This window comes from Mycobacterium stomatepiae, assembly GCF_010731715.1.
GTDB classification, from domain to species: Bacteria; Actinomycetota; Actinomycetes; order Mycobacteriales; family Mycobacteriaceae; genus Mycobacterium; species Mycobacterium stomatepiae.
The window spans coordinates 5,899,179-5,912,931 of record NZ_AP022587.1 but is presented as its reverse complement, the minus strand read 5'-3'; the positions used below and the strand labels follow the sequence as shown (position 1 = coordinate 5,912,931).

Here is a 13,753-nt window from a genome sequence, read left to right as displayed (position 1 = left end):
CGCGTAATACGGCCGAAACGTCGGCCATCCGCGGCCGAAACATCGCTGTCGCACCATGTGCTCAACAACTTGGTGCGTACTCGATGAAGGGGTGCCCGCATGGCTACTCACGATCACCCGGGTGACCAGGAGCGACCGGCTGGCTTGATCGATTGGGCGGGGCTGCCCATCGACCTGGATTTTGCGTTCTCCCAGGTCCAGCGCGACAAGGTCTACGTGCAGCATCTCGCCCGCGAGCGCTGGCGGGCGTTACGGCTGCCCGCCCGCGACTACCTGGAATACGATCCGCTGGACGCCGAGGCGGGCTAAGCCCCTGCGGCTACCGGCCGCGTCTAGTGTGCGTCCTTGGCTTCGAGTGTGCGGCCGGGGCGGGGCCACGCCGGGCGGAGGCCGCGGTCGACGCACACAGTCGAATCCTTGAGCGCACGCTGAGGAAGTCGACGGGCTAAGCCATGCCACCGAATTCGGCTTCGACCAGTCGTAGTGCCATTAGGCCCACACCTTCGGAAAGGCTTGCCGCTCGCGGACGTCGGCCTCGGTTCGGCCCACGTGATACACCTCGAACTCCTTGGCCGACAACGCCGGCCAGCGGTCCGGTCGCTTGGCGAGAAATCGGTCATCAGCTCGATGACCTGATGAGGCGTTGCCGTTGTCACGAAGTCGAATTCGAATCGTGCGTGTACCCGCCGAACGTATCAAAGCGAGATTGTCAAACGGCAGGTGCCGAACGTGGACCTCGGCGCTGCTCATCCCGGCCGTCGGGCAGTACCGTCGAAAGACCTCCGTGGATGGGGCACAAGCATGTTGGACGTATCGATCATCGAAACCTCAGGGTTAGGCGATCGCAGCTACCTGGTGAGCGACGGTGAGGTAGCGGTCGTCGTCGACCCGCAGCGCGACATCGATCGGGTGCTCGAGCTAACGCGCGAGCTACGGATCACGCACGTACTCGAGACGCACATCCACAACGACTATGTCACCGGCGGGTTGGCGCTTTCCGCCGCGACCGGGGCCGAATATGTGCTGCCCGCAGGCGAAGACGTCGAATTCGCCTGCCGCGCCGTCGGAGACGGCGACCACATCGACAGCGGCGCAATCCATCTGGATGTGCTCCTCACACCGGGTCATACCCATCATCACGTCAGCTACGTGCTTCGTGACGAGTCCGGCGGCACCGTCGGAGTGTTCACCGGAGGGTCGATGCTCTTCGGCAGTACCGGAAGAACCGACCTGCTCGGCGACGAGCACACCGAGGAATTGGCTCGGCTGCAATACCATTCGGTCCGGCGCCTCGCCGATGAGCTGCCCGCACCGACACCGGTCTATCCGACCCACGGCTTCGGGAGCTTCTGTTCGGCCGCCCCCACCGATGGCGACGACTCCACCATCGCGGACCAACGCCGCAAAAACCCCGCATTGACCCAGGATGAGCAGGACTACGTCGACCAACTGCTCGCCGGCCTGACGGCGTTCCCCGCCTACTACGCACACATGGGCGTGATCAACCGCAATGGCCCCGCCGCCGCTGACCTGTCACCGCTCGCGCCGGTCGACCCGTACGAGCTTCGCAGGCGAGTCGATGCCGGCGAATGGGTGGTCGACCTCCGCAATCGAACCGCGTTCGCGTCCGGACATCTTTCTGGCACATACGGATTCGAGTTGTCCGGTTCGTTCGTCAACTATCTCGGCTGGCTCTATGCCTGGGGCGCACCGCTGACCTTGATCGGCGACGACGCCAAGCAGATCGCCGACGCACAACGCCAGCTTTCCCGCATCGGTGTCGAGCGCATCACCGGCGGCGCCAGCGGCGACATCCGCGACCTGGCCGACGGCAAACCGCTGCGCAGCTACCGGGTGGCCGACTTCGGCGAACTTGCCGCCGTTCTGGCGCACGACGACGTTCTCGTGCTCGATGTCCGCCAGCGGCACGAATTCGAAGCCGGCCGGGTGCGCGGGGCGGTCAACATCGCAGTGCACGAGTTGCCGGAACGCCTCGCCGAGATCCCCGCCGACCGCGAGCTGTGGATCCATTGCGCCAGCGGCTATCGCGCGTCGATCGCCGCGGCGGTGCTCGACCGGCACCGTCGACGCGTCGTGCTGATCGACGACGCCTACGACAACGCCGAAAGGCTGGCAATCACCACGCCGGACACCGCGTCGGACACCGCGCCAAAAAATTCACTTTGAACAAAAGCCCGTGGCGCTGTGGCCGGCCGGGTAGTGCTAACTCACACGACGATGGGAGCTGAAAATGGGTGCTGCAACGGCCGATGTCATTACCTCGCCGGAGCTACGGACGCTATTGGAATCGCCTGCGGCGCCACGCGTCGTCGATGTCCGGACTCCCGCCGAATTCGAGACCTCACATATCGCCGGCTCCTACAACGTCCCCCTCGACGTGGTGGATCAGCACGGTGGTGACATCGCGCAACGCCTCGGCGACGAGCACGATGCGGTGCTGGTGTGCCGTTCGGGCCAGCGCGCGACCAAGGCGCAGGCGCTGTTGCGAAACGCGGGGCTGAACAGCGGGCGTGTTCGGGAGAACGGGATTTCCGATTGGGAGCGATGGGGTTTCGCGGTCGACCGGGGCGCGCAGCGATGGGACCTCGAGCGTCAGGTCCGTCTGGTCGCGGGGTCGATCGTGCTGTCGTCGGTTCTCGGCAGTGTCGCCGTCCCGCGACTCAAATGGCTGGCGGGGGCAATCGGGGTGGGCCTGACCTACGCCGCGATCTCCAACAGCTGCGCGATGGGAACCGCGCTGTCCAAATTGCCGTACAACCGCGGCGCGGCATCGGACGCCGAGGCGATCCTGTCTCGACTCGGCGCCGGGCGCCGCGGTTAAAACGTGAGCGTCGTCGCTTAAAGCGCTCTTCAGAGTCCGTTCACCGTGATCAGCGCTACCGTGTCAGCATGCGCCACGCCAACGGACGGAGGGTGTGATGAGCGACGCCCACACACCCCGGATCCCACTCGCGATGTCCTCACCGAGCCTCAATCGTGGCGTCGGTTTCACTCACGAGCAGCGACGGCAGCTCGGGCTGACCGGGCGGCTGCCGTCGGCCGTTCTCACCCTCGAGCAACAAGCCGACCGGGTATGGCACCAATTACAAAGCGTAGCAACAGATTTAGCCCGCAACCTGCTCCTCGAGCAGCTGCACTATCGAAACGAGCTGTTGTACTACAAGGTGTTGGCTGAGCATCTACCTGAACTCATGCCGGTGGTCTATACGCCCACCGTCGGAGAGGCCATCCAACGCTTCTCCGACGAATACCGCGGGCAGCGGGGGCTGTTTCTGAGCATCGACGAGCCCGACGAGATCAAGGACGCCTTCGAAACGTTCGGCCTGGGTCCCGACGATGTCGACCTGATCGTGTGCACCGACGCCGAGGCCATCCTGGGAATCGGCGACTGGGGCGTCGGCGGCATCCAGATCGCGGTCGGCAAGTTGGCGCTGTACACCGCCGGCGGCGGCATCGATCCTCGACGCTGCATCGCGGTCTCACTGGATGTCGGCACCGATAACGAACAGCTGCTGCAGGACCCCTACTACCTGGGCAACCGCCATGCCCGCCGCCGCGGCGACAAGTCCGACGCTTTCGTCAAGCGCTACATCGAGACCGCCCACCAGCTGTTCCCGCGCGCCATCCTGCATTTCGAGGACTTCGGACCGATCAACGCGCGCAAGATCCTGCGGACCTACGGCGACGACTACTGCGTCTTCAACGACGACATCCAGGGCACCGGCGCGGTGGTGGTCGCTGCCGTGTACGGCGGATGCCACGTCACGGGCGTCGCGCTGCGTGACCAGAAGGCGATCGTCTTCGGTGCCGGAACCGCGGGGATCGGCGTCGCCGACCAAATACGGGACGCCATGGTCGCCGACGGTGCCACGGTCGAAGGCGCCACCTCGCAGATCTGGGCGATCGACAAGCAGGGCTTGCTGTTCGACGACATGGACGATCTGCGCGACTTCCAGGTGCCGTACGCGAAGAACCGCGATCAACTCGGGGTGGCCGCCGGAGAGCGGGTGGGTTTGGTGGACGCGATCAAGCTCGCCTCGCCCACGATTCTGCTGGGCTCCTCGGCCGTGTTCGGCGCGTTCACCCAAGAGGTCGTCGAGGCGATGACCGCAGCATCCGAGCGGCCGATGATCTTCCCGCTGTCCAACCCGACGTCGCGCATGGAAGCCATGCCCGCCGACGTGCTGGCTTGGTCGCACGGCAAAGCGCTGATCACCACCGGCACTCCCGTGGCCCCCATCGTCCACGACGGGACCACCTACACCATCGGCCAGGCCAACAACGCGCTCGTCTTCCCGGGAATCGGACTCGGCACCATCGTCGCCCGAGCCGCGAAAGTCACTCCGAGCATGTTGCAAGCCGCGGCCAAAGCCATTGTGCGGCAAGCAAGACCGAAAGCAGCCGGGGACTCTCTGTTGCCGGACGTGCAAAACCTGCGCGAGATCTCGACGGCGGTCGCCGAGGCCGTCTACCACGCCGCGACCGCGGACGGGGTGGCCACGACGAGCCACGACGATGTCGCCCAGGCCGTGGCCGACACCCAGTGGGAGCCGGTTTACGACTAGCCGGATCTAAAGCGCGGGTTGCCCGTACACGGCGACCACGACGGTGCGGTCCAGGCTGTTGTCCGACCACACCCCGATATTGGTGTTGGTGCAATCGCGAATGATGGCCATGTCGGCGGGATTGGAGTACCACTGGTTGACCAGCTCCAGGCTGCTGATCGCGATGGCCGGATTGATCGCCACCGTCTCGGCGGCCTTGCCCCGATAGCCGGCCGCGTTGGCGCGATCCTGCGGCGTAGACCCATCGGATCCGATGTCGTCGTTGATGTTTCGGTTGTTGATCATGTCGGCGGCGTGCCACTGGGCGGCCAGCGTCAGCGCATTGTTGCGGATCACATCGTTGGTGCAGCCCGCCTGGTGTTGCAGTGTGTAGACGGCGGAAACGACCGCGCTGTTGAGCCGCTTGTTGTCGGCGCGCGCGGCCGGGGCGGCCCACGCACCGGCGACCGACAGCAACACGCCAACGCTCAGAAAGCGCAGCCACACCGTCATCTGCTCTCCTCGAATCACACCGGGTCGAAACGCGACACCAGCCATCGGCCGTTGACCTTGTCCAGCGTCACCTTGATGACGGGCTGGGTGTCGGTGGGATTACCGTCGCCTATGGTCACCGTCTGATTGACGTAGAGCAGGGCGACGGCGTGATAGGAATTTGCCGAAATCGACGATGCCGCAGTCACTTTAGCCACCGACGAGATGTGCTTTTCTTTCGCGCCCGGGATCACCACCTCGTGGATCAGCGCGGTGTAGGCGTCCTTGAACTCGCCGGTCAGCCGCTCGCGCGCCGCACCGAGATCCTTGTCGGCCGAGTCCGCCTTGTAGGACAGCAACGCCGCCGCGTCTTCGCTTGCGGCCCGGACGGATTCGGTGCGGGCCAGCTCGAGGTCATCGGCCGACCCGACCACCCACCGGAAGTAGCCGGATGCCAGTGCCAGCAGCAAGGCGATTGCCGGTAACACCGCAAACGCCAGCACCCGCGACCACGGGATACGTCGGGCTTCGGTCTCTGCCTCGGCCGATTCCGTTGTCTCGGCCGATTCCGTAGCGTCGGCCGATTCCGTTGTCTCCTCGACAATCTCCTCGTCGGGAGTGTCGGTTTCGATGTCGTCGTCGACGGTCGTCATGGCACGAACACCACGTTCGCCACCTTGGCGTCGCCGCCGACCGAGCGAACCTCGATGCGCATCCGCCATTCCCGCTGCGGTTCCTCACCGCCCGCCGTCCGCGACTTCACCGCGACCGCGACCAGGACTTGAGCGGAGTCGCCCCGCTGCGATTCCAGACCGGCATCGGTGACGGTGCCCTCCGATTTCGACTGCGCCGCCTTGACGACCTCGATGAACGACTTAGCCCGCTGCTCGAAATCCTCCCGGAACGCTCCGGTGGCCTCATCGAGGATTCGCTGGACGTCCGCATCGACCTGGCTGTAGTTGATCGTCGTGAGATTCACCGCGCCCTGGCGAGCGACCTGGAGGAATTGCTCACGCTGAGCTTGAGATTGGTGCTTTTCGTAGGCACGGTACCCGAGCCAGCCGGTTAATCCGGCCAGCAGCACCAGAATCGCGGTGCTGGCGACCAACGCCGACCCGGCGCGGGAAAGCCGCCGGCCGGTGGTCCGGTGCCTCCAGCGCGCGAACCGGCCATCGGCCGGACTTGCGCTCTCGTCGCCGGATTCGTCGGCGTCGTCTTCGACGACGTCTTCTTCAGCGGCGGCAGTCGTTGACTCACTGAGCCTTTCCTCAGCCGCGGGCGTATCGGGCTCGTCGGCCATGTTTCTCCTTCATTCCTAGCCTGGCGGCACCAGGAGCGACTGCCAGTTTTTGGCACGCGGGTGCGCCAAGTCGGACTGGGTGTAACGCTTTCCGTCCGGACCTATGTAGTCACCGGTGGCCGGGTCATAGGTGGTCACGGAAAGGGGTGGGGTCGACGGCGCCGTACCACGCGGAGGTGGCAGCCGCGGATCCTGGCCCGGCGGATACTGCGGCACACCCTGACCGGACGTGGTGGCGTTGGGGTCACCCTTCCAGTTGTAGCCCTCGTTGAGCGGCACGTACTCCTCGTCGCTCTCGCACAACTCGACGGTGGGCGCACGCTTCCACGGCTTGGTCTCACACGGAATATTGCGCGCCCCACGCACATTGAACTCGGAATCCTGCGGAACCCGGCAGTACAGGTCGGCCGCCGGGCGATCCGGGGCATCAACGCTGGCCGGAGATCGGCGCTGGGTGGGCGGCAGAAAGCCGGTTGAGCATGGCGGCGGGAGATTCAGGTTGAGGTTGAAGTCCAGGAAAAATCCCTTGTACTCCTGTTTGATGTTCAAGTTCGGCACCAAAGCCGCCGCCATCACCGCTATGCCCTGCGGCAACAGCACCAGAAGCTGTTCGATGTCATGGCGGTAGACGACGGCGATGTCACCTAGGCTCACCAGATTGGCGAACAACACCGGTAAGGCCGGCGACACTCGGTCCAACAGCGCACGACCTTCTTCGATGCCGGAAGTGCCCTGCGTCAGGAGATCTCGCACCGCAGCATCCTGCGCCTTGAACTGCGCCATCAGGGCCGACGTCCGACCGGCCCAGGTGGCGATCGCGTCCGATGTCTGGACCTGCGAGTTCAACACCGCGGGCGACTGGTCGATCAATGCGGCGAGCGGATCGACGGTTTGGCCTCCAGCGATGGCCAATGACGTCGATCCATCTACGATCCGGGATAGCTCGGGACCAAGGCCCCCCACCGCGCGGTTGGTCTCGTCGATCACCGTCCGCAGGTTGTCCCGCGGAATCGCTTGTAGCGCACGGTTGGTCATGTCGAGCAGGTGGCCGATGTCGACCGGCGCGTCGACGTGGCCGGCCGGAATGACGTCGCCGGCCCGTAGCGCCCGGGTTTGTTCGCCGTCCTTGCCCTGCTGCGGGGTCAACTCGATGTATTGCTCACCGATCGCCGAGCGGCTGTGCACCGAGGCCTGCACGTTGGACGGCACCTTGACGCCGGAGCGCATGGCGAGCACCGCGCGGACTCCGGTGGCCGTGACATCGACCGACTTGACTTGGCCGACGTCAGTGCCGCGGTAGGTAACGACCGAGGTCTGGTATAGGCCGCCGGACTGAGGCAAGTCGACGGTGACGTTGTACTCCCCGATCCCGAACAGTGTCGCGGGCAGCTTCATGAAGTTGAATGCCATTGCGCCACAAGAAACCACGGTCACTAGCGTCAAAACGGCCAACTGGATCCAGGTCCAGCGATTGAGGCGCAGCACTCAGTACCCCCCGAAGTGATACGGGTAGGTCAGCGGGTTACCGCCGGTGACGGGGCTGGGCTGCATGCCAATGGTGCGACCCCACAGCATCTCGAGTTGGGTGAGGTTGCCTTCCCAGCGTGATCCGGTGAAGAGCCCGGTGTCTATACGGCTCAGGGTCAGATCGACAATCATCGTGAGGTTCGCGTAGTCGCCACGAAACCAGTTGGTGACGGTGGACGTTGGCCACGGGTAGGTCGCCAAACAATCCAGACCTTTGGTGAGCGCCGGACCCGCGTCTGCCAGCGACCGCAGTACCGGCGCGATATTACGCAGGTTGTTGATCAACGATTCCCGGCTCTGGTGAATGGTGTCGGCCGCGATCGCGCTGAACTTACCCACCTGATCGATCGCATCGGCGATCTTGGTGCGCTCTTGAGCCAGCACCGAAAGCGCTTTGGGCACCGTCATCAGCGCCTTGTCGACGACCGGATCTTTGGCGGCAACTTGGCCCGCCAAGGCATTGAGGTTCTCGGCAGCGGCGATGATGTCGTCGGTCTGCTCGTTGGTGCGGGCGACGAACTCGTCCAGTTGGTTCAGCAGGCTGCGCATCTCGTTCTCCCGGCCCGCGAACGCCTTGGCGACGGCCTGGTTGATCTCCTGCAACTGCCCAATTCCCCCGCCGTTGAGCAGGATCGACACCGAAGCCAACGTCTGCTCGGTAGACGGGTACAAGCTCGCGTGGCTCAACGGGATGACGGATCCGTTCTTGAGTTGGCCGGTGGGTGCCTCGTCCTTGGGCGGCGCGAGCTCGATGTGCATCGAGCCGAGCAGGCTGGTCTGACCGAGCTTGGCGGTCGAATTGGCCGGCAAGCGCACATCGCCGTTGATGCGCATCGTGACCAGCGCATGCCAATCCTGCAACTCGATGTTGGTGACGTTGCCGACGTTGACGTCGTCGACCCGGACCCGGGTGTTCTGCTGAATCGTCACGACATCGGGCATCTGCGCCTGGATCGTGTACGCACCCGGCCCATCCCCGAAAGTTCCGGGCAGGGTGACCGAATTCAGGCCGCGCCATCCGCTACACGCCGAAAGCGTTGTCACGCATGCTAAACCGAGCACTACGGCTATCGCGCGTCTCATGACGACCCCGTCGGAAGCATCAGGCTCTGCAGCACCTGGATCGAGCTCATGCCGGCGCTCGGTGGCGGCGGCTCTACCGGCGGCGGGGCATCGGCCGACGGCCGCGCACTGGGTGGTGGTGGCGCCTCGGGTGGCGGTGCAGCAGGCACGTAGCCAGGACGCAGGGAGTCCTCGCTGTAGGTGATCTCACTGGGCCGGGCTTGCGCCCCGACAAAGGGGTTGATCCCCGCTGGTATGTAGTTGTAGATGCGATTCTTGATGATCGGGTTGAGGTACTGCATGCACAGCTTCGAAACTCGCGCCAACCGCGCGCGGGACGCCGCTTCGATTGAGCTGCAGATGAACTGCGGGATGTCGGCGAAGTTGTTCAGCGCGATGATGCCGGACATCGCCCCCTGCGCCGGCTGGTAGATGTTCATGAAGTTCTGAAACACCGTGGGAGTTGTGTGCAGAATTTGTTTGATGTCGCCACGGCTGTCGTTGAGGGCGGTTGTGATGGAAGCCAGCCGGTCGAACGTGACGCCCATGGCTTCGCGGTTTTCGGCGAGAAAATCACGCACGTCCGTCAATGCCCCGTCAGCAGCCTTCAACGCATTACCGACTTCGTTCGGGCTATTCGTGAGCACCGTGGTAACGCTGGCCAGGTTCTTGTTGAATGACTCCAGCAGATCACTGCTGGAGGACAAGGCGGATACCAGTAGCTGCAGGTTGCGCACCGTGCTGAAGATGTCGTCGGCGTGATCTCCGAGCGCCGAAAGTGCTTGGCAAAGCTTAATGACGGTCTCGCGCGCGGTATCTCCTTGGCCGCGCAGGTTGTCCGCGGCCGAGTTGACGAACTCGCCGACCGAGTTGACTCCGTCCGGACCGGTCGGCTGCAACGCTTCGGTCAGCTTTTCCAGCTGTCTGCGCAAATCGTCCCATTCGACGGGCACCGCAGTGCGATTCAGCGGAATCGAAGCGCCCGGCGTCAATTTCGGTCCACCGGAATACGCGGGGACGAGTTGAATCGCTCGCGAGGTCACCAGCGACGGCGACAGCATCGCGGCACGGACATCGGCCGGGACCGCATATTCCTTGTCGACGGAGAACGTCACTTTGGAGCTGGCGGGCTGCGGCTCAATCTTGTCCACCACGCCGACCGCGACACCGAGGATCCGAATCTCGTCACCGACGAATAAGCCGTTGGCTTCGGTGAAATACGCCGATTACGTGTTCTTTTCGACGTCTTTCCACAGTTTCTTGACGACCAGAAACGACGCCACAACCAGCGTCAGCACCAGGCTGACGGCGGTGATTTTGCGCAAGGTGTCGCGACTCATGTTCATGGCCCGTCGTAGTCGTGGGGCGAGGGCGGCGGGATGGTGCGTATCGGTGGCGTCGAGGGCGGCTGCGACCACAGCGGCACCGGCGCGTTTTCCGGCGGCACCGGTGGCGTTCCGGTGGGCGGGTCGACCGCCTCCGAGGGCAGCTTCTGGTCGGGATCCAAGAACCGGTCATACATGTCGGCGTCGAGCATCGGCCCGCCAATCTGACCGGGAATCAGGTTCGCCACGTAGGCCTTGAAAAAGGGCCCGGAGCCCAGTACTTCCCCGAACGACATCGCATACCGTTTGAACTTGGGCAGTGTCTTCTGGATGTCCTCCTTGCGGTTGTCCAGGATCTCGAGCACGCCGTTGAGCTTGTCCAGAGCCGGCTTGAGTTGGGTTCTGTTGTCGTCGACCAGTGCGGAAATCTGATGCGACACCGCGGTCAGGTTGTTCATCAGGGCGTCCAGCGAGTCCCGCTCGTCCAGCAGTGCGGCCAACAACGCGTTGGAATTCGCTACCAGTCCGGCGATCTGCTGGCTGCGCTTGCCCAGCACGGTTGACACCTTGTTGGCGTTGCCGAGCAGGCTACGCAGCTGCGCGTCGCGGCCGTTGAGAGTGTCCGAAAACCGGGCCACCCCCTCCAACGCGGGTCGCAGGTTTGGCGGTGTCTCCTTGAGAGTGCTCGCCAATGTCGTTAGCGCCGACGATAATTGGGCGGTATCGAGGCCACTGATGGTGGTCGTCAGATCGCCCAGCGCGTCAGGCAGGTCATAGGGCGAGTGGGTGCGGGAAAGCGGAATCGTGCCCGATAGCCGTCCTTCCCCGCGCGGCGTGAGTTCCAGCATCTTGGAGCCCAGGATCGTTTCCGTCTTGATCGCCGCCTCGGTGCGGTCACCCAGCTCGATGCCCTGGCGAACGGTGAAGGTGACCCGGACTTTGGTGCCCTCCAGCCGAATCTCGGAGACCCTCCCGACGCCCATCCCCGAAACCCGCACCGTGTTACCGGTTTTGATGCCGCCCGCCTCGGAGAAATACGCGGAGTAGTCGTCCGTGTTCTTGACGAAGGGCAGCTTGTTGTACTGGAAAGCGACGATGGTCACGCATGTCAGGATTGCGGTGCCCATGACTCCCAACATGACGGGGCTGCGACGGCCACGGGATTTGATCTTCGGCAGGTTCCATTTCATCGAGGCGTGCACCGCCCGCTGGGCTGGCCCAATAGCTTGACGAAGATCGGGTTTCCGCCCTTGCCGTTGAGCTTGAGCAGAACTTCGCAGAAGTAGAAACCGAAGTAATCGCCAGTCAGGCCTTGCCTGGACAGCACTTGATAGACGTTCGGGAGATCCTGGAGCAGTTTGTCCACATAGTCACGGTCGGCAAGCACCTGGGTCGACATCCGATCGGTCTCGTGCACCACGTCTTTGATCGGCTGGCGGGCCTGGACAAGCAGGTCGGCGACCGAGCCAGCGGCGGCGTTGAGATAGGCGAGCCCGGTGGAGATGTCGTCCTTCCGCTGCGCCAAGCCGTCCACGAGTTGAACCAGTTTGTCCAAGCCGTCCGCGAACTCGTGGTCGCGCGCGGCGAAGGTGTGCAGCACGGTATTCAGATTGGCGATCAGCTGTCCGATCAGTTCGCTGCGCCCCGCCAACGTCGAGGTCAGTATCGAGGTCTGCGACAACACCGAGGCCAGCGTGCCGCCCTGTCCCTGGAAGATTCGCAACAACTGACCGGACAGCGCGTTGACCTGATCGGGATCCAGCGCGCGGAACAACGGGCGGAATCCCCCGATGAGTGCGTCGACGTCGAGGGCCGGCGCCGTTCGCGCCAGCGGAATCGTCGAACCCGCCGGCAACCGGCGAGGGGATCCGGGTCCCTCTTCGAGCGCCAAATAGCGGTCACCGATTAGGTTTTCGTACCGCACAACGGCCTTGGTGCCTTCGGTGAGTCGTATCCCCTTGTCGACCGCGAAGCCGACGGTGACCGTGCCGTCACGATGCAGCTCGAGATCGCCGACCTTGCCGACCTCCACCCCGGCGATGCGGACGAAGTTGCCGGATTTCAGACCGGAGATATTGGTGAAGATCGCCTGATAGTCGGTGCGGTCCTCGAAGCGCAACTGCCCGAAGACGGTGACCAAGGTGAACGTGAAAAGCAGGCAGACAGCCGTGAATATCCCGACCCGCACGATGATGCTGGACAGCTTCCTTCTCATGGCGGCGGCTGACCTCCGCGCCAGAAGTAGCGTGGCGGCTCGGGAGCGTTCTTCGTGGTCGGGAACCAGTTGCCCCACCAGGGATTGCCCGCGGCCACATTGCTGCGAATCTCGTTCGGGGCAGCCCCCCAACCGGTATCGGTAACTAGTTGGCGCACCGGGTAATTGGCACTCGGGTCAGGCAGTGAACCGCAGCTGGGTTTACCACCGGGGCCGCCCGTTGCGTTAACTTTCGGAAGGTGCTTCGGGTAGCGGTACGGGTCGTCGCCGAACAGTAGGGCGGCGTCCATGATGAACGAGTAGCCGTTGCCGCCAAGCATGTCCCTGCCACCGTGGTCGACGTACCACTGCGCACCCTGGAATAGGCAGGTATAGGTCGGTGAGTACTTGTTGAACAGGGTCAACGTCGGGTCGAGCAGCTTCATCGACTGCACGATGTTGGGTTCGTTTCTGCCGATCACGCTGATGCCTGTCTGGCTGAAGCCGATCGCCGACAGCAGCAGCGAATCGAATGACCGGTCGTTTTCGGTGAGGGTGGCGCTAGTGGTCGAGGCCGAATCGAGGATCGACAGGATGTCCTGCGCCGCATCGGAATAGATGGCCGTGGTCTTCCCGAACAGCCGCCAGTCCCGCTGGATCGTGTCCATGCGCGGGTTGACGGTGAGCAGGATGTTGTTGGCATCGGTGATCGACTCTCCGATCCGATCGCCCTTACCGCGCACCGATTGGGCGAAGGCCGACAAGATCGCGTTCAACTTCGCCGGGTCGAGCGCCTGAACCACGGATTGCAGATTCTCGAAAACCGTATTGAACTCGACGGTGACATTGCGCGAATGCAGCACCGCGCCCGGCTTCAACGGTGTGTGGCTGGCTTCGCTGGGCACGATCAGGTCGACATATTTGGATCCGAACGCGGTGGTCGACTTGATCTCGGCCTCGAGGTTGCTGGGCAGATATTTGAACGGATCCGGATCCATCTTCAGCTGCAGCTGAGCCGCTTTCACGTCGGTGCCGATCGACGCGACCGTACCGACCGGCACCCCGCGCAGCTTCACCTTGGCGCCCGGCTCCATCACCAATCCGGCCCGGTCCGACACCAGCGTCAGCGGTATGAAGTCCACAAACTTTCCCGAGAACGCGCCGGCGGTCACCGCGATCAGCGCCGCGACCAGGATGAACAGCGTGGGCGCCCACCAGATCGGATCAATCCTGCTGCTGCGGACTCTGTTTCGCCGTGCTGGCCCGCTGTCCCTGTGGTTGCTCATAT

General features: G+C 63.8%; 12 protein-coding genes and 1 pseudogene. 4 read left to right on the top strand and 9 right to left on the bottom strand.

What is annotated here, in order from left to right:
- The first annotated feature begins 99 nt into the window (after positions 1-99).
- From G6N54_RS28005 to G6N54_RS27990, 4 genes are all read left to right on the top strand, one after another.
- Positions 100-309 carry a hypothetical protein gene (locus G6N54_RS28005; RefSeq protein WP_163788006.1) on the top strand — a complete coding sequence of 70 codons (210 nt, stop codon included), beginning with the start codon at positions 100-102 and terminating at the stop codon, positions 307-309.
- 495 nt (positions 310-804) lie between these two features.
- A complete protein-coding gene (locus G6N54_RS28000) occupies positions 805-2,187 on the top strand; it encodes an MBL fold metallo-hydrolase (RefSeq protein WP_163795060.1) in 1,383 nt (460 codons plus the stop codon).
- Positions 2,188-2,251: 64 nt separating this feature from the next.
- Positions 2,252-2,842, top strand: coding sequence for a rhodanese-like domain-containing protein (locus G6N54_RS27995; RefSeq protein WP_163793912.1), 591 nt, complete (start codon positions 2,252-2,254; stop codon positions 2,840-2,842).
- A gap of 97 nt (positions 2,843-2,939) precedes the next feature.
- Positions 2,940-4,586 carry an NAD-dependent malic enzyme gene (locus tag G6N54_RS27990; RefSeq protein WP_163793910.1) on the top strand — a complete coding sequence of 549 codons (1,647 nt, stop codon included), beginning with the start codon at positions 2,940-2,942 and terminating at the stop codon, positions 4,584-4,586.
- Between the two features lie 6 nt (positions 4,587-4,592).
- On the opposite strand, the gene G6N54_RS27985 is transcribed toward G6N54_RS27990, so the two are convergent.
- The 9 genes and pseudogenes from G6N54_RS27985 to G6N54_RS27945 all read right to left on the bottom strand — a co-directional run bounded on the left by G6N54_RS27985 (position 4,593) and on the right by G6N54_RS27945 (position 13,751).
- Positions 4,593-5,078 (bottom strand): CAP domain-containing protein, encoded by a 486-nt coding sequence (locus G6N54_RS27985; protein WP_163793908.1) that lies wholly within the window; start codon positions 5,076-5,078, stop codon positions 4,593-4,595.
- 14 nt (positions 5,079-5,092) lie between these two features.
- Positions 5,093-5,710, bottom strand: a complete 618-nt coding sequence (locus G6N54_RS27980; RefSeq protein WP_163793906.1) for a hypothetical protein — start codon at positions 5,708-5,710, stop codon at positions 5,093-5,095.
- Entirely contained in the window at positions 5,707-6,357 is a 651-nt protein-coding gene (locus tag G6N54_RS27975) for an Mce protein (protein ID WP_163793905.1), read from the bottom strand. Before G6N54_RS27975 ends, G6N54_RS27980 begins: the two co-directional genes overlap by 4 nt.
- Positions 6,358-6,372: 15 nt before the next feature.
- Positions 6,373-7,842 (bottom strand): MCE family protein, encoded by a 1,470-nt coding sequence (locus G6N54_RS27970; RefSeq protein ID WP_163793903.1) that lies wholly within the window; start codon positions 7,840-7,842, stop codon positions 6,373-6,375.
- Positions 7,843-8,967, bottom strand: a complete 1,125-nt coding sequence (locus tag G6N54_RS27965; protein ID WP_163793901.1) for an MCE family protein — start codon at positions 8,965-8,967, stop codon at positions 7,843-7,845. It lies immediately after the preceding gene.
- Positions 8,964-10,292 (bottom strand): annotated as a pseudogene (locus G6N54_RS27960) (MCE family protein). Before G6N54_RS27960 ends, G6N54_RS27965 begins: the two are co-directional and overlap by 4 nt.
- A complete protein-coding gene (locus G6N54_RS27955; protein WP_163793899.1) occupies positions 10,289-11,461 on the bottom strand; it encodes an MCE family protein in 1,173 nt (390 codons plus the stop codon). Before G6N54_RS27955 ends, G6N54_RS27960 begins: the two are co-directional and overlap by 4 nt.
- A complete protein-coding gene (locus G6N54_RS27950) occupies positions 11,458-12,486 on the bottom strand; it encodes an MCE family protein (RefSeq protein WP_163793897.1) in 1,029 nt (342 codons plus the stop codon). The genes G6N54_RS27955 and G6N54_RS27950 overlap by 4 nt, the downstream gene beginning before the upstream one ends.
- The gene (locus G6N54_RS27945; protein ID WP_163793895.1) at positions 12,483-13,751 is read right to left on the bottom strand and encodes an MCE family protein; all 1,269 of its coding nucleotides are present in this window, start codon (positions 13,749-13,751) and stop codon (positions 12,483-12,485) included. The genes G6N54_RS27950 and G6N54_RS27945 overlap by 4 nt, the downstream gene beginning before the upstream one ends.
- Between the last annotated feature and the right edge of the window lie 2 nt (positions 13,752-13,753).